Below are 18,211 nucleotides of genomic sequence, written 5' to 3'. Positions count from 1 at the left end.
CCCGCGCACGGCCAGGACCGCCGCGGCGCTGCGCAGCGCGGACAGGTGCGCGGCGACGTAGCGCTCGCCCGCCGAGGTCGCCGCCCGGGAGGCCCCGAGCCCCTCCCCGGCCCGGGCCAGCAGGTCGGCCGCCGCCGCGGCCGGTGCGCCGGCGAGCACGGGACCGGCGCCCGCCGACGTCCGGGGCGCCCTCCTCGTGCGCTCAGTCGTCGACACGGCGCAGGCTCCACCCGTCGGGCCGGGCCGGGTCCTCCCGGCACAGCTCGTAGACCCCGCTGCCCGCGGACCGGCCGGCACCGGCCTCCACGCGCCAGACCACGCGGTCCAGCGACGGCGACCGGGACGCCGTACGCCCGGCGCCGGTCGGGCTGCCGTCGCCCGTGGCCGCTCCGCGGCCGCCGGCGGCCGCGAGCGCCGGGGGCGGGTCGGGCGCCCGCTGGGGGTCCTGCTCCCACCACGCCCGCCGCTCGTACCACCGCCCCAGGACGGCGCGGACGACGTGCAGCCGCCCGTGCCACACGAACGCGTCCGGCTGCTCCTCGCCGGCGTGCTCGGGCGCGCCCGCGGGAGCGGTCCGGACGGCGACCTCGTCGTCGTAGGTGCGTGCCACGCTTCCTCCTCCGGCTCCCGTACGGGACCTCTGGCTGCCTGCCGAGCTGGTCGTCGAACACCAGTTCGAACGCGGGAGCAGTGAAGCGCCCGGCACCGACAGCCGTCAAGACGGTCGCGCAGACGTGGGGACGCGGGTGCGGGGTGCCGTGCGGGAGCCGCAGGGGTCCGGGGACGGGGGGGCCGGGGACGGGGCGCCGGGGCGGGGGCCGGCCGCCGACGGCGGGGCCGCCCTCCGCGTGGCCGCCCTCGTCGGGGCGTCGCGCGCACTAGCCTCCCGGGGCATGCCACCGGTGCCCCCACCGGCTCCTCCACCGGCTCACCCACCGGCTCACCCACCGGCTCACGAGGACCCGTCCCCGGCGCCGGGGACGGTCGCGCCCCCGAGGTGGGCGCCGGGCGGGGGCGCGGCCGGCCAGGAGACCTCCGGCCGGGACGCGCACGCGCGCCCCCCGGTGGACGAGGTCGTCACGGGCGCCGAGGTCGACCCGCGCGTCACGCGGGTGCGGCACGCCCTGGCCGACGCGGGCGCCGACGCGGACGTCGTCGTCCTCGACCACGCCCCCCGCTCGGCGGACGACCTCGCCGCGCAGGTCGGGGCACCGGCGGGAGCCCTCGTGCGCTGCCACCTGCTCCTGGCCGAGGAGGTGGACGTGGGAGGCAGGGCCCAGGAGGGTCCGGACGGGGAGCAGGAGGGCCCGGACGGGGAGACCACCACTCCCGCGGCGCCGTCGGCCGGCGCTCCCGTGCGCGTGCTGCTCGTCGTCGCGCCGGTGGGTCGCCGGCTGCTGCTCTCCCAGGTCGCCGAGGCAGCCACCGGCCTCGGCGTCGGGTCCGTGCGCCGTCCTCCGCCGAGGGAGGTGCGGGCGCTGACCGGCTCGTCCCCGGAGGACCTGCCGCCCCTGGGTCTGCCCGGCGACCGCCTCGTCGTCGAGGCCGTCCTCGTCGACACGGCGCTCCGCGAGCACGAGGTCCTGTGGGTGCCCGCGGGCCGTCCCGGCACCCTGCTGGCCGTGGGGCACGACGAGCTGCTGCGCCTCACCCTCGGGCACCCCGTCGAGCTCGCCTCGGCCGGGCCCCCGACCTGAGCCGGGCCGACCAGGGCAGGCCCGACCCGGAAGGCCCGACCGGGGAAGGCCCGACCCGGGAGGAGAGGGACGTCCGGTCGGCGGGGCGGGCCCCGCCGACCGGACGTCGGAGCGGCTCGCGTCAGTAGCCGCTGCCGTGCTGGCCGGAGTGCTCGGGCCCGGTGTCCCCGCTGACGGCGCCGTCGGTGGACGGCGCGTCCTCGCCGGCGGTGACGCCCCCCAGCGGGTCGCCGCCCGCGGTGCCCGTCGTGTCGGGCTGGTGCGTGGTCTCGTCCTGGTCCTCCGGCGGCGAGCCACCGCCGGAGGCGCGGGAGACGTAGCTCGTCTGCTCGCCCTGCACGGTCTCGACCTCGGCGTTGTCGAAGACGTCGACGTCGCGCGGCTCCTCCGCCTCGTCGCCCTCGGTGCCGTCGCTGCCCGTCCCGGGCGTCTGCTCGCTCACGCGTCCTCCTGTCCTCGGCGGGCGGGTGCCCGCGGGCCCCACCCTGGTCGCTGGGCCGCTGCCCCGCGAGCCCGTGGCCCCTGTCCCTGCTGCCCCGTCCCTGCTGCCCCGTCCCTGCTGCTGCCTCTGCCCGGCCACCGACCGGACCGTGGCCGGCCCCCGGAGCCGCCCGGTGACCCCCGTCAGCCGGCGACGCGGTCGAGCACGAGCTCCGGGACGTCGGGCCGCGACCCCTGCAACGCGACGTCGGCGGCGCCCTCCAGGGCCTCGCGGGCGCGGGCGAAGCGCTCGGGGGTGTCCGTGTGCAGCGTCATGAGCGGCTGCCCGGCGCGCACCTCGTCGCCCGGCTTCGCGTGCAGCTCCACGCCGGCGCCCGCCTGCACCGGGTCCTCGCGGCGCGCGCGCCCGGCGCCGAGGCGCCAGGCGGCCACGCCCACGGCGAGCGCGTCGAGGCGGACGAGGACGCCGTCGGCGGGCGCCAGGACGACGTCGGTCTCGCGGGCCCGGGGCAGCTCCGCGTCGGCGTCGCCGCCCTGCGCCGCGACCATCCGGCGCCAGACGTCCATGGCGCGGCCGTCGGCGAGGGCGTCGGCCGGGTCGGTGCCGTTCACCCCGGCGGCGGCGAGCATCTCCCGGGCGAGGGCGAGGGTGAGGTCGACGACGTCGCGCGGGCCCCCGCCGGCGAGGACCTCGACCGACTCCCGCACCTCCAGGGCGTTGCCCGCGGTCAGCCCGAGCGGCGTCGACATGTCCGTGAGCAGCGCGACCGTGCGCACGCCGGCGTCGGTGCCGAGCGCGACCATCGTCCCCGCGAGCTCTCGCGCCGAGGCGAGGTCCTTCATGAACGCGCCCGAGCCGACCTTGACGTCGAGGACGAGCGCGTCCGTCCCCTCGGCGATCTTCTTGCTCATGATGGAGCTGGCGATGAGCGGCACCGACTCGACGGTGCCGGTGACGTCCCGCAGCGCGTAGAGGCGCTTGTCCGCGGGGGCGAGGTCCGCGCCCGCCGCGCAGACGACGGCGCCGACGTCCTCGAGCTGGCGGCGCACCTCGTCCGTGGACAGCGACGCCCGCCACCCCGGGATCGCCTCCATCTTGTCCAGCGTGCCGCCGGTGTGGCCGAGGCCGCGCCCGGACAGCTGGGGGACGGCCGCGCCGCAGGCCGCGACGAGCGGGGCCAGCGGCAGCGTGATCTTGTCCCCGACCCCGCCGGTGGAGTGCTTGTCGGCCGTCGGCCGCGACAGCCCGGAGGACAGGTCGAGCCGCTCGCCCGAGGCGATCATCGCGGCGGTCCAGCGCGCCGTCTCCGCGCGGGTCATGCCGTTGAGCAGCACCGCCATGGCCAGCGCGGACATCTGCTCCTCGGCCACGACCCCCCGCGTGTAGGCGTCGACGACCCAGTCCACCTGGGCGTCGGGCAGCGCCCCGCCGTCGCGCTTGGTGCGGATGACGTCGACGGCGTCGAAGGGCTCGCTGCGGGGGGTCTCCTGGGCCATGGCCGGACCCTACGGCCGTGGGGTCAGCGGCTCTCCAGGTCGGCGGCGCCGAAGGCCTGCGGCAGCACGGCGGTCATCGCGAGGACGCCCTCGGGGGTGTCCAGCAGGCACCGGGGGCCGCCGTTCTCCCACAGCAGCTGCCGGCACCGGCCGCACGGCATCAGGGCGGTGCCGGAGCGGTCGACGCACGCGACGGCGACGAGCCGGCCGCCGCCGGTCGCGTGCAGCGCGCTGACCATCCCGCACTCCGCGCAGAGCGTGACGCCGTACCCGGCGTTCTCGACGTTGCAGCCCACGACGACGCGGCCGTCGTCGACGAGGCCGGCCACGCCCACGGGGAAGCCCGAGTAGGGCGCGTAGGCGCGGCCCATGACCTCGGTCGCGGCCGCGCGCAGCGCCGGCCAGTCGACGTCGTCGTCCCCGGCCACGGCCCCGGGCCCCTCGTCGCTCACGGCGCGGTCCTCCTCCGGCTCACTTCTCGTACGGCTCGCCGGCCGCGGCCGGTCCCCGCACGCGCCCCACGAGACCGGCGACCGCGAAGATCGTCGCCAGGTAGGGCGCCATGAGCAGGAACTGGCTGGGGATGGGCGTCCCGATGACGGACAGGACGTTCTGCAGGTTCGAGGCGAAGCCGAACAGGAGCGCCGCCCCCAGCGCGCCGACGGGGCTCCACCGTCCGAAGATCATCGCGGCCAGGGCGATGTAGCCGCTGCCCGCCGTCATCTCCCGGTTGAAGGCGAGACCGGCGGCGGAGGCCCCGAGGGTGAAGGACGCCCCGCCGAGGCCGGCGATCGCCCCGCCGAGCAGCACGGCGCGGAAGCGCGTGCGGGCCACGGGGATGCCGACGGTGTCGGCCGCCTTCGGGTGCTCCCCGACGGCCCGCAGCCGCAGCCCCCAGCGGCTGCGGAAGAGCATGACGGTGAGCACCGCCACGACGACGTACATGAGGTAGACGAGCAGGTTCTGCGTGAACAGGACCGGCCCGACCACCGGGATCGCCGACAGCACGGGGACCGGCAGCGCCGGCAGCCCCGTCGGCGAGTTCCAGCCCGCGTTGTCGGACAGGACCGTCGAGTACAGGAAGCTCGTCAGCCCGATCGCGAACACGTTGAGGACGACGCCCACGATGATCTGGTTGACGAGGTACCGGACCGTGAAGACCGCGAGCAGCAGGCCGATGAGCATGCCGCCCAGGGGTGCGGCGACCAGGCCCAGGTACGCCGTGCCCGACAGCGACGCGACGACGGCGCCGACGAAGGCGCCGAGCAGCAGCTGCCCCTCGATGGCGATGTTGACCACGCCGGAGCGCTCGCTGACGACGCCGGCCATGGCGCCGAAGACGAGCGGCGCGCCGAGCAGGAGCGTCCCGCCGAGCAGGCTGACGACCGAGACGCGGGCCCCGGTGACCACCCACACGAGGAACGCCAGGACGAGCAGGACGCCGAAGACGGGCACGACCCAGCCGGGGGTGCGCCGACCGGCGGCGGTGCGGACGACGGCCAGGGCCACCAGGGCCGCGCAGCCGAGCAGGAGGACCAGCGAGACCGTCCGGGCCGGCAGCACGAGGTCCGGCAGCGTCACGACGTCCCCCGCGGAGGCGAGCGACAGCGTGCTCGTCCCGCCGGCGGCGAGGACGACGAAGAAGAGCAGGCCCACGACCGTGAGCACGGCCATGACGACGGCCGCCCGGCGCGACGGGCGCGGCGCGTCCGGGCCGTCCTGCGGCGTCGCGGCGACGGGGGCGGTGCTGGTGGCGGACGGCAGGCTCATGCCCGGGCTCCCGAGGCTCCACGGGCCTGCGGCTCCCGCAGGCGGAAGATCCCGCGCACCAGCGGCGGCGCGGCGATGAACAGGACGATGAGGGACTGCACGACGAGGACGATGTCGACCGGCGTCCCGGTGCGCGCCTGCATCGACACCCCGCCCGCCTGCAGGGCGCCGAAGAGCAGCCCGGCGAGGACGACGCCGCCCGGCCGCGAGCGCCCGAGGAGGGCCACGGTGATGGCGTCGAAGCCGAAGGACCCGGCGACACCGGCCGTCAGCGAGTCCTCGGTGCCGAGGAGGTGGACGGCGCCCGCGAGCCCGGCGAGGGCGCCGGACAGGAGCATCACCGTGACGTAGGAGCGGGGCACCGAGATGCCCGCCGTCCGCGCGGCGGCGGGGTTGGCCCCCACGGCCCGCAGCGCGAACCCGGTGGTGCTGCGCTCGAGCAGCCACCACACGCCGACCGCGGCGAGCAGCACCAGCAGGAAGCCGGCGTGCAGCCGGAAGCCGGGGCCGAGCAGCAGCGGCAGGTGGGCCGAGTCGGCGACGGGGGGGCTGATGGGGTTCGACTGCCCCTCCCGCTGGAAGGCGTCGAGCGTCAGGAGGTACTCGACGCCGCGCAGGGCGACGTAGTTGAGCATGATCGTGACGATCACCTCGTGCGCGCCCGTGCGGGCCTTGAGCCCGCCGGCGACCCCGCCCCACAGCGCGCCGCCGACGACGCCCCCGACGAGGGCGACGACCAGGTGCAGGACGACGGGCAGGTCCAGGGCGAAGCCCACGTACGCGGCGAGGACGGCGCCGACGATGATCTGGCCCTGGGCGCCGATGTTGAACAGTCCCGCGCGGAAGCCGGGCGCCACGCCGAGACCGGCGCCGATGAGCGGCGTGGCCACCGTGAGCGTCTCGGTGAGGGGGCGGAGCACCCGCGTCGGCGTGTCGGCCGTCCAGTCGACGACCGCCCCCTGCAGGAGCGCCGTGTAGGCACCGCCCACGGCCGTGCCCACGGCGGAGAAGAAGTCGCTCGGCCGTGCCGTCAGGTAGGTCGCCGTCTCCTGGACTCGCGGGTCCGCCACGGCGATGAGGACCGCGCCGACGACGAGCGCCAGCACGACCGCGAGCAGGGAGAGGAGCCCCGAGCCGTCGCGGACCGCGGCGAGCGCCGTCCCGAAGCGGCCGGGCTCGCCGCCCGGGGGCGGGGCCTCCTGGTCGGGCCGCTCGACGTCGGCCTGCGCCCTCTGCGTGCTCACGGCGCCTCCTCCCGGGTGGTCGTCGCCCCGGCCGGCGCCTCGTGGGCGTGGCGGGCCGTGGCGTCGGGGTGGTCGGCCGTGGCGTCGGGGTGGTCGGCCGCGGCGTCGGGGTGGTCGGCGCGCGTGGGCCGCTCCTGCGCCTGGCGGCGTGCCTCGTCCTCGGGGACGCCGGCCATCATGAGGCCGAGGACGTCGCGGTCGGTGCTGCCGTCGACGAGACCCACGACCTTGCCCCGGTACATGACGGCGATGCGGTCGGCGAGCTCGACGACCTCGTCCAGCTCGGTGGAGACGATGACGACCGGGGTCCCCCCGTCGCGCTCGGCGACGATCCGGCGGTGCACGAACTCGATGGAGCCGACGTCGAGGCCCCGCGTGGGCTGGGAGGCGACGAAGAGCTCGAGCTCGCGCGACAGCTCGCGCGCGAGGACGACCTTCTGCTGGTTGCCGCCGGACAGCGTCGCCACGGGGGCGTCCACGCCCTGCGTGCGCACGTCGAACTCCTCCACCCGCCGTTCCGCGTTGGCGCGGATCGCGTCGCGCCGCAGGCTCAGGCCGCGCCGGTACTCCGGGGACCGCACGAGGTCCAGGACGAGGTTCTCGGCGACGGACAGGCTCCCGACGACGCCGTCGCTCGAGCGGTCCTCCGGCACGAAGCCGACGCCCGCGTCGAGGACCCCGCGCACGCCGAGGCCGAGCAGCTCGCGGCCGCCGAGGCGGACGGAGCCGGACTCGGCCTCCACGAGGCCGAGGACGGCCTCCGCGAGCTCGCTCTGGCCGTTGCCGTCGACACCGGCGACGGCGAGGACCTCGCCGCGGGCGACGGAGAACGAGACGCCGTCGACGGCCCGGGCGCCGCGAGGGTCGCGCACGACGAGGTCCCGCACGACCAGGTGCTCCTCCCCCCGCCGGGGCGGCTCCTTGCCGACGCCGAGGCTCACCGACCGGCCGACCATGAGCGAGGCGAGCTCGTTCTCCGACGTCCGCGGGGACGCCGTGCCGACGACCTTCCCGCGGCGGATGACGGTGATGCGGTCGGCCACCGCCCGCACCTCGCGGAGCTTGTGCGTGATGAAGACGACCGACGTCCCGCCCGCCTTGAGCTGGCGCATGATGTCGATGAGCTCGTCGGTCTCCTGCGGGGTGAGGACCGCCGTCGGCTCGTCGAGGATCAGCACGCGGGCGTCCCCCACGAGCGCCTTGATGATCTCCACGCGCTGCTGGACGCCGACGGGCAGGTCCTCGATGCGGGCGTCCGGGTCGACGCCGAAGCCGTAGCGGTCGGAGATCTCGCGCACCTGCTCGCGGGCCGCGTCGAGGTCGAGCAGCAACCCCTTCGTGCGCTCGTGGCCGAGGACGACCGACTCGGCGACGGTGAAGACGGGCACGAGCATGAAGTGCTGGTGGACCATGCCGATGCCCGCGGCCATGGCCGCGCCGGGCCCGTCGAAGGTGATGGGCCGGTCGTCGACGACGAGCTCGCCGTCGTCGGGTGAGTAGAGCCCGTAGAGGACGTTCATGAGCGTGCTCTTGCCGGCGCCGTTCTCGCCGAGCAGGCAGTGGATCTCGCCCGGCTCCACGACCAGGTCGATGGCGTCGTTGGCCACGAGCGGCCCGAACCGCTTCGTGATGCCGCGGAGCTCGAGCCTCACGTCCGTCCTCCTGGTCGCCTGGTGCGCTGTCCCCGGGTGGTGCTGCCCGGGTGGTGCTGCCCGGTGCGGTCGTCCGGTGCGTCGGTCCGCGGGCGGGCTCCGGCGCCGTGCCCCGCGTCCGCGAGTGTGCCGCACGCGGAGGCGGCGCCGACCCGGTCGGGGTCGGCGCCGCCTGGGCGGGGCTGGTGCTCCGTCGGGCGGCTCAGCCGCCGGTGCTGGGCGAGGACGGCGACTCGACCGTCACCTCGCCCGAGACGATCTGCTCCTGCAGCTGCGTGATCTGGTCCTGCAGCTCGGCCGGGACCTGGTCCTCGAAGTCGTGGTACGGCGCCAGCGACACGCCGCCGTTCTCGAGGGTCCCGACGTAGGGGTCGCCGGAGAACTCGTCGTCGACGCCGGCCTGCACCGCGTCCTGCACGGCGGCGCCGATCTCCTTCACGACGCTCGTGAGGATGATGTCGCCGTACTCGGTGGACTCGTAGCCGTCGGAGTCCACCCAGATGAGCTTGACGCCGTCGGCGCCCTGGATGGCCGAGGCCGCGCCGAGCCCGACGGGGCCCGCCACGGGCAGGATGATGTCGGCGCCCTGGTCGATGAAGTTCTGGGCGGTGTTCACGCCGTTGGTCTGGTTGTCGAAGTCGCCGGTGAAGGAGCCGGTCTGCGCGTCGACGTCCCAGCCGAGCACCGTGGTGTCCGAGCCGTTCTGCTCGTCGTAGTACTGCGCGCCCTCGGCGAAGCCGTCCATGAAGACCGTGACCGACGGGATCTGCAGGCCGCCGAAGGTCGCGATGGTGCCCGTCTCGGTCGTCCCCGCCGCGAGGTAGCCGGCGAGGAAGGACGCCTGCGCGGTGTCGAAGAGCAGCGGCTTGAGGTTGTCGTAGGACTGCTCGGTCGCCGCGTCCACGAGCGCGTAGTCCAGGTCGGGGTTCGCCTCGGCGGCGGCGCCCGTGGCGTCGGCCAGGTTGAAGCCCACGGACACGGTGAGGTCGCAGCCGAGCTGCACCGTCTGCTGGATGTTGGGCTCGTAGTCCGCGTCCGACTGGGACTCGATCTCCTGGACCTCGACGCCCAGGTCGTCGCGGGCCGCCTCGGCGCCCTCGCGGGCGGACTGGTTGAACGACTGGTCGTCGAAGCCGCCCGCGTCCGAGACGAGGCAGGTGAGGTAGTCGCTCGACCCCTCGGGGGCACCCGAGGCACCCCCCGCGTCGGTGGTCGTCTCGTCGGGGGCGTCGCCGCAGGCGGTCAGCGCCAGCGCGAGCGCGCCGACGAGGGCGCCTGTCCGCACGGTCTTCTTCACGGGTGCTCCTCCTCGGGACCGCCGGGCCGGTCCGCGGCGGGTCGCCGGGGACTATAGGCAGTGCCCGCGGCCCGGCGGGACGACGTCGCGGACCGGCGCCCGGCCGAGACCGGACCGTGATGCCGCTCGCCCGGGCTCAGCCCAGCAGGGCGACGGCGGCGACCAGCCGCACCCCGACCTCCACGGCCCCCTCGTCGGCGACGAAGTCGCCCTGGTGCAGGTCGAAGGTGCGCCCGCCCGGCGAGCGCGTCCCGAGCCGCGCGAGCGCCCCCGGGGCGCCGTCCTGCAGGTACCAGCCGAAGTCCTCGCCGCCGAGGCTCTGCTCGGTGCGGGCCTCGGCGCCCTCGGGCAGGACGAGCCGGGCCGCGTGCTGGAAGGCGCGGACGCTGTCCTCGTCGTTGTCGACGGGCGGCACGCTGGGGGTGATCTCGACGACGGCCTCCACGGCGTAGGGCGCCGCCACCGAGGCGACGACCTCGCGCAGGATGTCGCCGGCCTCCTTCCACGCCGCGACGTCCAGGACGCGCAGGGTGCCCTCGACGCAGCCCTGGACGGGGATCGCGTTGGGGGCGTTGCCCGCCTCGACCCGCCCCCAGGTGAGGTTCACGCCCGTCCGCGGGTCGAGGCGGCGCGAGAGCACCGCCGGCAGGGACGTGACGACCTGCCCCAGCGCGAAGACCAGGTCCCCGGTGAGGTGCGGGCGGGAGGTGTGCCCCCCGCTGCCCCGCAGACGCACGCGGACGTGGTCGGAGGCCGAGGTGATGGCGCCGTGCCGCAGCCCCACGCGCCCGACGTCGAGCCGGGGGTCGCAGTGCACGGCGTAGAAGCGCTGGGCCCCCTCGAGCACGCCCGTCGCGAGCACCTCGACCGCCCCGCCGGGCGTGACCTCCTCGGCGGGCTGGAAGAGCAGCCGCACCCGGCCGCCCAGCAGCCCCCGGCGGTGCGCCTCGACGAGCACGAGCGCCGCCCCGAGGACGACGACGGTGTGCACGTCGTGCCCGCACGCGTGCGTCGTGCCCGGCGTCGTCGAGGCGAACGGGACGCCGCTGGTCTCGGTGACGGGCAGCGCGTCGATGTCGGCGCGCAGCACGACGGGCGCCGCCGCCGGGTCGCCGACGTCGCACACGAGCCCGGTGCCGGGCAGCAGCTGGGGCGCCAGGCCCGCCGCCTCGAGCCGCTCCGCGAGCAGCTGCGTCGTGCGGTGCTCGTGGTGCCCGAGCTCGGGGTGGGCGTGAAGGTCCCGGCGCAGCGCGACGAGCCCGGGCACCAGGGCGGGGGCGAGCTCGTCCACGAGGTCCCGCACGGCGTCCTCGTGGGCCTCGTGGTCCGTGTGGTCGGCCTGGCCCGCGTGGTCGGCCTGGCCCGTGTGGTCGGCGTGGTCGGCGCCCTCGCCCCGGGTGACGGCGGCGGTCGGCGGGGCGCTGGGGTCGGTGCTCGTCACGGCCCGCGACGCTATACCGGTGCCGGCGGCCCCTCTCGCCGTGCGGGAGCCTGCGCGGCCCCCGGCGGCGGCCCGAGGGAGTCGACGAGCTCCCGGGCGGCCTCGGTGGCCGGCAGGACCCCGGTCCGCACCCGCTGCGCGAGCTCCTCGGCGCGGGCCCGGGCGGCGGGCTCGTCGAGCCGGGCGAGCAGCGCCTCGCGGACGGCGGCCCGCATCCAGCCCACCTGCTGCTCCCCGCGCCGCCGCGCCAGCTCCCCCGCGCGCTCGAGCACCCGGCGGTGCTCGAGCACGGCGTCCCAGGTCTCGGCGACGCCGCGGCCGGTCGTCGAGCTGGCCTCGAGGACGGGTGGGTGCCACAGCGCGTCCGGGGGCGTGACGAGCCGCAGCGCCGAGCGCGCCTCGGAGGCCGCCGAGCGCGCGTCCGCGGCGTGCGGCCCGTCGGCCTTGTGCACGACGAGGAGGTCCGCGAGCTCGAGGACGCCCTTCTTGATGCCCTGCAGCGCGTCGCCGCTGCGGGCCAGGACGAGCACGCAGAAGGTGTCGACCATCTCGGCCACCGCGGCCTCGGACTGGCCCACGCCGACGGTCTCCACCAGCACGACGTCGTGGCCGGCCGCCTCGACCACGACGACGGCCTCGCGGGTCGCCCGGGCGACGCCCCCCAGCGTCCCGGCGGTCGGGGAGGGCCGGACGAAGGCGGCGGGGTCGGTCGCCAGGCGCGCCATCCGCGTCTTGTCGCCCAGGATCGAGCCCCCGGTGCGCGAGGAGCTCGGGTCCACGGCGAGCACGGCGACGCGGCGCCCGGCACCGGTCAGCCGGGTGCCGAGCGCCTCGACGAACGTGGACTTCCCGACCCCCGGCACGCCCGTCACGCCGAGCCGCACGGCGCCGCCGGCGTGCGGCAGCAGCGCCGTCAGCATCGCGTCGGCCTGCTCCCGGTGGTCGGCCCGCCGCGACTCCACGAGCGTCAGCGCCCGCGCGACGTCGCCGCGGCGGCCGGCCAGCACGCCGGCCACGAGCGCCGGCACGTCGACCGGCCGGCGGCGCGGCGGGTCCGGCGCCCCACCCGGGCGGGCGTCCTCGGTCACCGCCGCGCCCGGACCTCGGCGAGCACGTCCCGCGCCGCGCTCGCGACCACGGTCCCGGGCCCGAAGACCGCGGCCGCCCCCATCGCGAGCAGCTGCGGGACGTCGTCGGGCGGGACGACGCCCCCGACCACGACGACGACGTCCTCGCGCCCCTGCTCCGCGAGCGCCTCCCGCAGCTGCGGCACGAGGACGAGGTGCCCCGCGGCGAGGGAGGAGACGCCGACGACGTGGACGTCGGCCTCCACGGCCTGGCGGGCGACCTCCTCCGGCGTCGAGAAGAGCGGGCCGACGTCCACGTCGAAGCCGAGGTCGGCGAAGGCGGTGGCGATGACCTTCTGCCCGCGGTCGTGGCCGTCCTGGCCCATCTTGGCGACGAGGATGCGCGGCCGGCGCCCCTCCTCCTCCTCGAAGGCGGCGACGTCGGCCGCCACCGCGGCGACGGCGTCGGCGCCCGCGTCCGCCTCGGAGGCGACCTCGCGCCGGTACACGCCCGTGACGGTGCTGACCGCCCCCGTGTGGCGCCCGAAGACCTCCTCGAGCGCGGCCGACATCTCCCCCACCGTGGCGTGCGCGTGCGCCGCCTCCACCGACAGCGCGAGCAGGTTGCCGTCGGCGGCGTCCGGCCCGCCCCGGCGGGTGCCGTCCGCGGCCGCCCGCGCGGCGGCGGTCAGGCGGTGCAGGGCCTGCTGCACGGCGTGGTCGTCGCGCTCGCGCCGCAGCCGGTCCAGCTTGGCCACCTGCTGGGCGCGGACACCCGCCGCCTCGACGCGGCGGACCTCGACGACGTCCTGCTCCTCCCGCGGGACCGTGAAGACGTTGACGCCGACGAGCTGCTGGCGCCGGGCGTCGATGCGCGCCTGGGTGCGCGCCGCCGCCTCCTCGATGCGCCGCTTGGGGATGCCCTCCTCGATGGCCCGGGCCATCCCGCCCGCCGCCTCGACCTCGTCCAGGTGGGCCTGCGCCCGGCGCGCGAGGTCGCTCGTCAGGCGCTCGAGGCTCCACGACCCGCCCCACGGGTCGACGACGTCCACCGCCCCGGTCTCCTGCTGCAGCAGCAGCTGCGTCACCCGTGCGGTGCGCGCCGCGGTGTCGCTCGGCAGCGCGAGCGCCTCGTCGAGGGCGTTGGTGTGCAGCGACTGGGTGCCGCCCGCCGTCGCGGCCATCGCCTCGACGCAGGTGCGCACCACGTTGAGCTGGACGTCGGCGGCCGCGAGGGACCACCCGGACGTCTGGCAGTGGGCGCGGAGCGTCGACGACCTGGGGCTCTCCGGGGAGAACTGCGCCATCAGCCGGCTCCACAGCACCCGGGCGGCCCGCATCTTGGCGATCTCCGTGAGGTGGCTCGTGCCGATGGCCCAGAAGAAGGACAGCCGGGGGGCGAAGGCGTCGACGGGCAGGCCCGCCGCGAGACCGGCCCGCACGTACTCCACGCCGTCGGCCAGCGTGTACGCGAGCTCGAGGTCGGCCGTGGCCCCGGCCTCCTGCATGTGGTACCCGCTGATGGAGATCGAGTTGAAGCGCGGCATCCGCGCCGAGGTGTGCGCGAAGACGTCGCTCACGCACCGCATGGAGGGCCCGGGCGGGTAGATGTAGGTGTTGCGGACCATGAACTCCTTGAGGATGTCGTTCTGGATGGTCCCCGTGAGCCGCGACCGGTCGACGCCCTGCTCCTCCGCGGCCGCGACGTAGAGGGCCAGGACAGGCAGCACCGCCCCGTTCATCGTCATCGAGACGCTCATCTCGCCGAGCGGGATGCCGTCGAAGAGCTCCCGCGCGTCGAGGATCGAGTCCACCGCGACGCCGGCCATGCCGACGTCGCCCGCGACGCGCGGGTGGTCGGAGTCGTAGCCGCGGTGGGTCGCGAGGTCGAAGGCGACCGACAGGCCGCGCTGCCCGGACGCCAGGGCACGGCGGTAGAAGGCGTTCGACTCGGCCGCCGTCGAGAACCCCGCGTACTGACGGACGGTCCACGGCTGCGTCGTGTACATCGTGGGGTAGGGCCCGCGCAGGTACGGCGCCCGACCGGGCAAGGAGGCGACCGCCGCGCGGTCCCCGGCGGGCAGGTCGGCGACGTCGTCCGCGGTCGCGAGCGCCGGGACGTCGACCCCCTCGGGCGTGCGCCACACCGGGACGTCGCCGGACGCCGGGCGTGCGGTCCGCGACCGGCGCGCCCCCTCCCCCGACGGCACGAGCGGCGCGTCGAGCAGCTCCGGCCCCGCCGGTCGCGGGACGTCGGGCCCCTGGACGTCGGGTCCCGGCTCGGGCGCGCCCGACGTCGCTCGGGGCGACCACGGGGAGGGCGACGACGGGGAGGGCGGCGGCGGGGGCGCCCCCAGCGCGTCCAGCACGCGGTGCAGGACGACGAGCACGTCGTCGCCCTCGGCGACGGCCTCGTCCACCCCGGCCGGCGGTGCGGCGTCCCCGCGGGCGCCGGCGAGCGCGAGCAGGACCCGCGTGGCCCCCCGGGAGCGCACGTCGGCGGCGGCGGACGCCCGCGCCGCGTCGTCCCCGCCCGCGAGCACGACGACGGCCGGCGCCGGTGCGGAGGGCTCCCCCGCCGGGAGCTCGACGCCCTCGACCCCGGCGACGGCCAGCACCCCCGTGGCCCAGGCCGCGGTGGCGCGACCGCCGGGGAGCACCAGCACCCCGGCGCGCGGGGGCGGTCCGGACCCGCGCAGGGCGTCCGCCCGGTCGCGCAGGACGTCGACGTCCTCCGCCCAGCGGTGCACCGGCCAGCCCCCCGTGCCCTCGGCCCCGGCCGCCGGGTCCGGCGCGCGCACGAGCCGGCGCGACGCCACCTCGACGACCGTCGTGGTGCCGGTCAGCGGCGTTCGGCGCGTCGCGACGGCGCGGCGCCGGTCGGCCCACGCGGACGCCCAGGAGGCCGCCGCGGAGCCGTCGGCGAGCGCGGCGAGCGGCCCGCCCCGGCGCTCGAGGTCGACGAGCAGCTCCCACGCGCGGGCGGCGAGCGCCCCCGTGCGCTCCTCGATCGCCGGCGCGCCGCCGGCCGGGTCGACGACCCGGCCGAGAGAGGACTCCGCCAGCAGGATCGAGGAGGTCCCGCGCGCGAGGCGCCGCGCGGACCGGTCCGGCAGCCCGGCGGCGGCGTCGTGCGGCAGCACGGTGACCGCGTCCGCGCCCCCGACCCCGGCCGCCAGCGCGGCGACCGTGCCGCGCAGGACGTCGACGTGGGCGTCCCGCACCCCGGCCATGACCGGGGAGGTGACGGCGTGCACGCGCAGCCCGCACGCCTCCTCCGGCACCCCGAGCAGGCCGGCCGCCCTCGACCACAGCACGCGCGCGGCGCGCACGGACGCCGTGGACGTCCACTGCTCGACGGTGACCGGCAGCCGCAGCTCCAGCAGGCGGGCCGCCTGCGCCGGGTCGGTCCCGGCGGCGAGGAGCCAGCGCAGGTGCGCCAGGGCGGCCGCGACGCCCCACGCGAGCGTCTGCGCCGGGCTCGCCCCGGCCCGGTGGGCGGGCAGCGCGTCGACGGCAAGCGCGCCCGGTGCCAGCGGGTGCGCCAGGGCCGCCTCGGCGAGGGCGAGCACGACGGTGCGCCCCCCCTCGCCGTCCGGGTCGGGCCGGCCGGTGCGGGCGGCCCGGGCCAGCGGGTCGGCGCCGACCCCGAGCGCCACCGGCCCGGCGGCGCCCCGGGCGGGCGCGAGGGCGAGCAGCGCGCGCGCCGCGACCACCGGGTCCGCGGCCGCGGCGGTCCGCAGGACGACGGGGGCGAGGTCGAGCAGGACGCCCTCCAGCGCGGCGGGCAGGTCGGCCGTGCTCACCCCGCCGGGCCCGCCGACGTCGAGCCACAGGGAGGTGGCCCCGCCCTCGAGCTCGGCGAGCGCGTCCGCGCGGACGGCGACGGGGTCCGACCCCGTGACGCGCTGGCGCACGTCCCACCCGCCGGGCCGCTCGGCGTCCCGGCCGACGCGGGGGGCGCCCAGCGGCGCCGCGCCCCGGGCGTGCGGGGCACCTCCGGGTGGCCCGGGGTCCGGGACGGGGCCGAGCGCCAGGGCCGGGACCCGCAGGCCGTCCGCGTCGGACGTCGCGAGCAGCTCCTCGGGCGCCGGCGGCCGCTCGTCGTCGCCGAGGCGTCCGCCGCGGCGCAGCACGGCGGCCACGGCGTCCCGCCACGCCTCCAGCCCGGCCCGCTCCGACCGACCACCGGCAGGGTCGTCGGGGGTGCCGGCGGGCGGGAGGGACGTCGACGTCACGCCCGGGATGCTAGGCGGCGGGCCGCGTCACCCGTCTCCGACGGCTCGGCGGCCGGACGGTCGCCCCCGGCGGTGCTCCGGTGGGTCGTCAGAGCAGGTCGGCGCGCCCCTTCGCCCGTAGGGCCTCGACGACCTGCTTGACCTCCTGGGCCCGCGCGCGCGTCGTGACGAGGACGGCGTCCTCGGTGTCGACGACGACGACGTCGGAGAGCCCGATGACCGCCACCGTCCGGTGCCCGCGCGGCACGACGACGCCCGTCGTGTCCTGGGTCAGGACGGACTCCATGTCGCCGAGCACGCGCACGTCCGAGCCGCTGCCCAGGTCGGGGACGAGGGAGGCCAGCGCGTCCCAGTCCCCGACGTCGTCCCAGGAGAACGACCCGCGGACGACGGCGACGCCGCCGGCGGCGGCCACCGGCTCGGCGATGGCGTGGTCGATGGCGATCTTCGTCAGCGTCGGCCAGATGCGCTCGACGACGGCGGCGGCCTTGTGCGCCGGCAGGTCCTCGTGCGCCTCGGCGAGCTCGAGCAGCCCGGCGTGCAGCTGCGGCAGCTGGTCGCGCAGGTGGCCGAGCAGCACGTCCGCCCGCGCGACGAACATGCCCGCGTTCCAGCGGTACTCGCCGGTGGCGAGGTACTGCTCGGCGGTCGCGGCGTCCGGCTTCTCGGTGAAGCCGGTGGCCCGGGCGGCGTCCGGGGCGCCCGCCACGCCGAGGGGCTCCCCGGTGCGGACGTACCCGAACGCGGTGGAGGGGCCGGTCGGCTCGATGCCGATGGTGACGACGTGGCCCTCCTGCGCGGCCGCGGCCGCCTGGCGCACGGCGGCGCCGAAGGCGCGCGCGTCCGGGATGAGGTGGTCGGCGGCGAAGGAGCCCACGACGGCGTCCGGGTCCCGGCGCGCGACGACGGCGGCGGCCAGCCCGATCGCCGCCATGGAGTCACGGGGCGACGGCTCGAGCAGCAGGTTGCCCCGCTCCAGCTGCGGCAGCTGCTCGCTGACGGCCCGGGCGTGCACCTCGCCCGTCACGAGCAGGAGCCGCTCCGCCGAGGCGAGCGGCACCAGCCGGTCCCACGTCGACTGCACGAGCGTGCGGCCCGAGGCCGTGAGGTCGTGCAGGAACTTCGGGGCGCCGGCGCGCGACAGCGGCCACAGCCGCGTGCCCGAGCCCCCGGCCGGCACGACGCCCCAGAAGTGGTCGAGCGGTCCCCCGGAGGTCCTCATGGACGTAGGTTCGCAGACCCGGGCGAGCCGGATGGGTCACGACGGGGCGAGCGGGTGACGCCCCGCCGCGAGGACCACCCGGACGCTCCGTAGCATGGAGGTCTCCGCGGCACCCCGACGAGCCCTCGACGGCCTCGCGGGACGCGGGCCCCGGGGCTCCGGCCGGCGCCCCGAGACACCACCTCAGGCAGGAGCGCGCCCGTGGCCACAGCCACCACCCGCAGCAGCGGGGCGCCGGAGCAGCCCACGAGCCGGGGGCGCTCCGTGCGCGACGTCGTCCCCAAGGGCACCCTCTACCGCGGTCGCGAGGGCATGTGGTCGTGGGTCGCCCACCGCATCACCGGGCTGCTGATCTTCGTCTTCCTCCTCGTGCACGTGCTGGACACCTCGCTCGTGCGGGTCTCCCCCGAGGCGTACAACGCCGTCATCGACACGTACAAGAACCCGGTGGTCGGCCTGGGCGAGGCGGGCCTCGTCGGCGCCGTCCTGTTCCACGCCTTCAACGGCATCCGCGTGATGCTCGTCGACTTCTGGTCGAAGGGGCCGCGCTACCACCGCCAGATGCTCTGGGCCGTGGGCGCGATCTGGGTCTTGCTGTTCGTGCCCTTCCTGGTCCGCCACCTCTCCCACGTCTTCGGAGCCTGA

The 18,211-nt window shown here is 77.2% G+C and carries 15 protein-coding genes and 1 pseudogene; 2 read left to right on the top strand and 14 right to left on the bottom strand.

The features are described 5' to 3' along the window. Positions 1 to 216: SAV_6107 family HEPN domain-containing protein (locus WDZ17_RS04075; RefSeq protein ID WP_339573847.1), on the bottom strand; the 216-nt coding region annotated here is incomplete at its 3' end. Continuing rightward, positions 203 to 610: a DUF6504 family protein gene (locus WDZ17_RS04070; RefSeq protein WP_339573846.1), complete on the bottom strand. Its 408-nt coding sequence runs from the start codon at positions 608 to 610 to the stop codon at positions 203 to 205. The genes WDZ17_RS04070 and WDZ17_RS04075, both read right to left, overlap by 14 nt. 454 nt (positions 611 to 1,064) lie before the next feature. On the opposite strand from WDZ17_RS04070, the gene WDZ17_RS04065 reads away from it, so the two are divergent. Continuing rightward, positions 1,065 to 1,697, top strand: a complete 633-nt coding sequence (locus tag WDZ17_RS04065; RefSeq protein WP_339573845.1) for an aminoacyl-tRNA deacylase — start codon at positions 1,065 to 1,067, stop codon at positions 1,695 to 1,697. A gap of 121 nt (positions 1,698 to 1,818) precedes the next feature. On the opposite strand, the gene WDZ17_RS04060 is transcribed toward WDZ17_RS04065, so the two are convergent. From WDZ17_RS04060 to WDZ17_RS04010, 12 genes and pseudogenes are all read right to left on the bottom strand, one after another. Continuing rightward, a complete protein-coding gene (locus tag WDZ17_RS04060) occupies positions 1,819 to 2,139 on the bottom strand; it encodes a hypothetical protein (protein ID WP_339573844.1) in 321 nt (106 codons plus the stop codon). Between the two features lie 182 nt (positions 2,140 to 2,321). After that, positions 2,322 to 3,635 carry a thymidine phosphorylase gene (locus tag WDZ17_RS04055; protein WP_339573843.1) on the bottom strand — a complete coding sequence of 438 codons (1,314 nt, stop codon included), beginning with the start codon at positions 3,633 to 3,635 and terminating at the stop codon, positions 2,322 to 2,324. Between the two features lie 23 nt (positions 3,636 to 3,658). Beyond that, on the bottom strand, positions 3,659 to 4,087 hold the full coding sequence (locus tag WDZ17_RS04050) for a cytidine deaminase (protein WP_339573842.1): 429 nt from the start codon (positions 4,085 to 4,087) through the stop codon (positions 3,659 to 3,661). 19 nt (positions 4,088 to 4,106) lie between these two features. Next, on the bottom strand, positions 4,107 to 5,405 hold the full coding sequence (locus WDZ17_RS04045) for an ABC transporter permease (protein WP_339573841.1): 1,299 nt from the start codon (positions 5,403 to 5,405) through the stop codon (positions 4,107 to 4,109). After that, entirely contained in the window at positions 5,402 to 6,649 is a 1,248-nt protein-coding gene (locus WDZ17_RS04040; protein WP_339573840.1) for an ABC transporter permease, read from the bottom strand. The genes WDZ17_RS04045 and WDZ17_RS04040 overlap by 4 nt, the downstream gene beginning before the upstream one ends. Continuing rightward, complete coding sequence (locus tag WDZ17_RS04035; protein ID WP_339573839.1) at positions 6,646 to 8,301, bottom strand: ABC transporter ATP-binding protein; 1,656 nt, start codon at positions 8,299 to 8,301, stop codon at positions 6,646 to 6,648. Before WDZ17_RS04035 ends, WDZ17_RS04040 begins: the two co-directional genes overlap by 4 nt. A 202-nt stretch (positions 8,302 to 8,503) precedes the next feature. After that, positions 8,504 to 9,598, bottom strand: a complete 1,095-nt coding sequence (locus WDZ17_RS04030; protein WP_339573838.1) for a BMP family lipoprotein — start codon at positions 9,596 to 9,598, stop codon at positions 8,504 to 8,506. Between the two features lie 136 nt (positions 9,599 to 9,734). After that, positions 9,735 to 10,901, bottom strand: a complete 1,167-nt coding sequence (locus WDZ17_RS04025) for an amidohydrolase (RefSeq protein WP_422631817.1) — start codon at positions 10,899 to 10,901, stop codon at positions 9,735 to 9,737. A 149-nt stretch (positions 10,902 to 11,050) separates the two neighbouring features. Next, positions 11,051 to 12,127, bottom strand: coding sequence for a methylmalonyl Co-A mutase-associated GTPase MeaB (gene meaB / locus WDZ17_RS04020; RefSeq protein ID WP_339573836.1), 1,077 nt, complete (start codon positions 12,125 to 12,127; stop codon positions 11,051 to 11,053). Further along, entirely contained in the window at positions 12,124 to 14,334 is a 2,211-nt protein-coding gene (scpA, locus tag WDZ17_RS17445; protein WP_422631816.1) for a methylmalonyl-CoA mutase, read from the bottom strand. The genes meaB and scpA overlap by 4 nt, the downstream gene beginning before the upstream one ends. 612 nt (positions 14,335 to 14,946) lie before the next feature. Beyond that, positions 14,947 to 15,912: pseudogene (locus WDZ17_RS17440) on the bottom strand (methylmalonyl-CoA mutase family protein); the annotation flags it as partial. Between the two features lie 520 nt (positions 15,913 to 16,432). Then, complete coding sequence (locus WDZ17_RS04010; protein ID WP_339573834.1) at positions 16,433 to 17,566, bottom strand: mannose-1-phosphate guanylyltransferase; 1,134 nt, start codon at positions 17,564 to 17,566, stop codon at positions 16,433 to 16,435. 264 nt (positions 17,567 to 17,830) lie between these two features. Here WDZ17_RS04010 and sdhC point away from each other — a divergent pair, with 264 nt between their 5' ends. Beyond that, complete coding sequence (sdhC, locus tag WDZ17_RS04005) at positions 17,831 to 18,211, top strand: succinate dehydrogenase, cytochrome b556 subunit (RefSeq protein ID WP_339573894.1); 381 nt, start codon at positions 17,831 to 17,833, stop codon at positions 18,209 to 18,211.

The organism is Pseudokineococcus basanitobsidens (assembly GCF_037482545.1).
GTDB lineage: Bacteria > Actinomycetota > Actinomycetes > Actinomycetales > Quadrisphaeraceae > Pseudokineococcus > Pseudokineococcus basanitobsidens.
Note: the sequence above shows the minus strand (reverse complement) of the source record. Positions and strands in the feature narration are given on the sequence as shown.

What these genes read in the sequence shown, in the direction of transcription:
- WDZ17_RS04055 (WP_339573843.1), bottom strand. Translation starts at nt 3,635, where the DNA reads ATGGCCCAGGAGACCCCCCGCAGCGAGCCCTTCGACGCCGTCGACGTC.
- WDZ17_RS04045 (WP_339573841.1), bottom strand. Translation starts at nt 5,405, where the DNA reads ATGAGCCTGCCGTCCGCCACCAGCACCGCCCCCGTCGCCGCGACGCCG.
- WDZ17_RS04010 (WP_339573834.1), bottom strand. Translation starts at nt 17,566, where the DNA reads ATGAGGACCTCCGGGGGACCGCTCGACCACTTCTGGGGCGTCGTGCCG.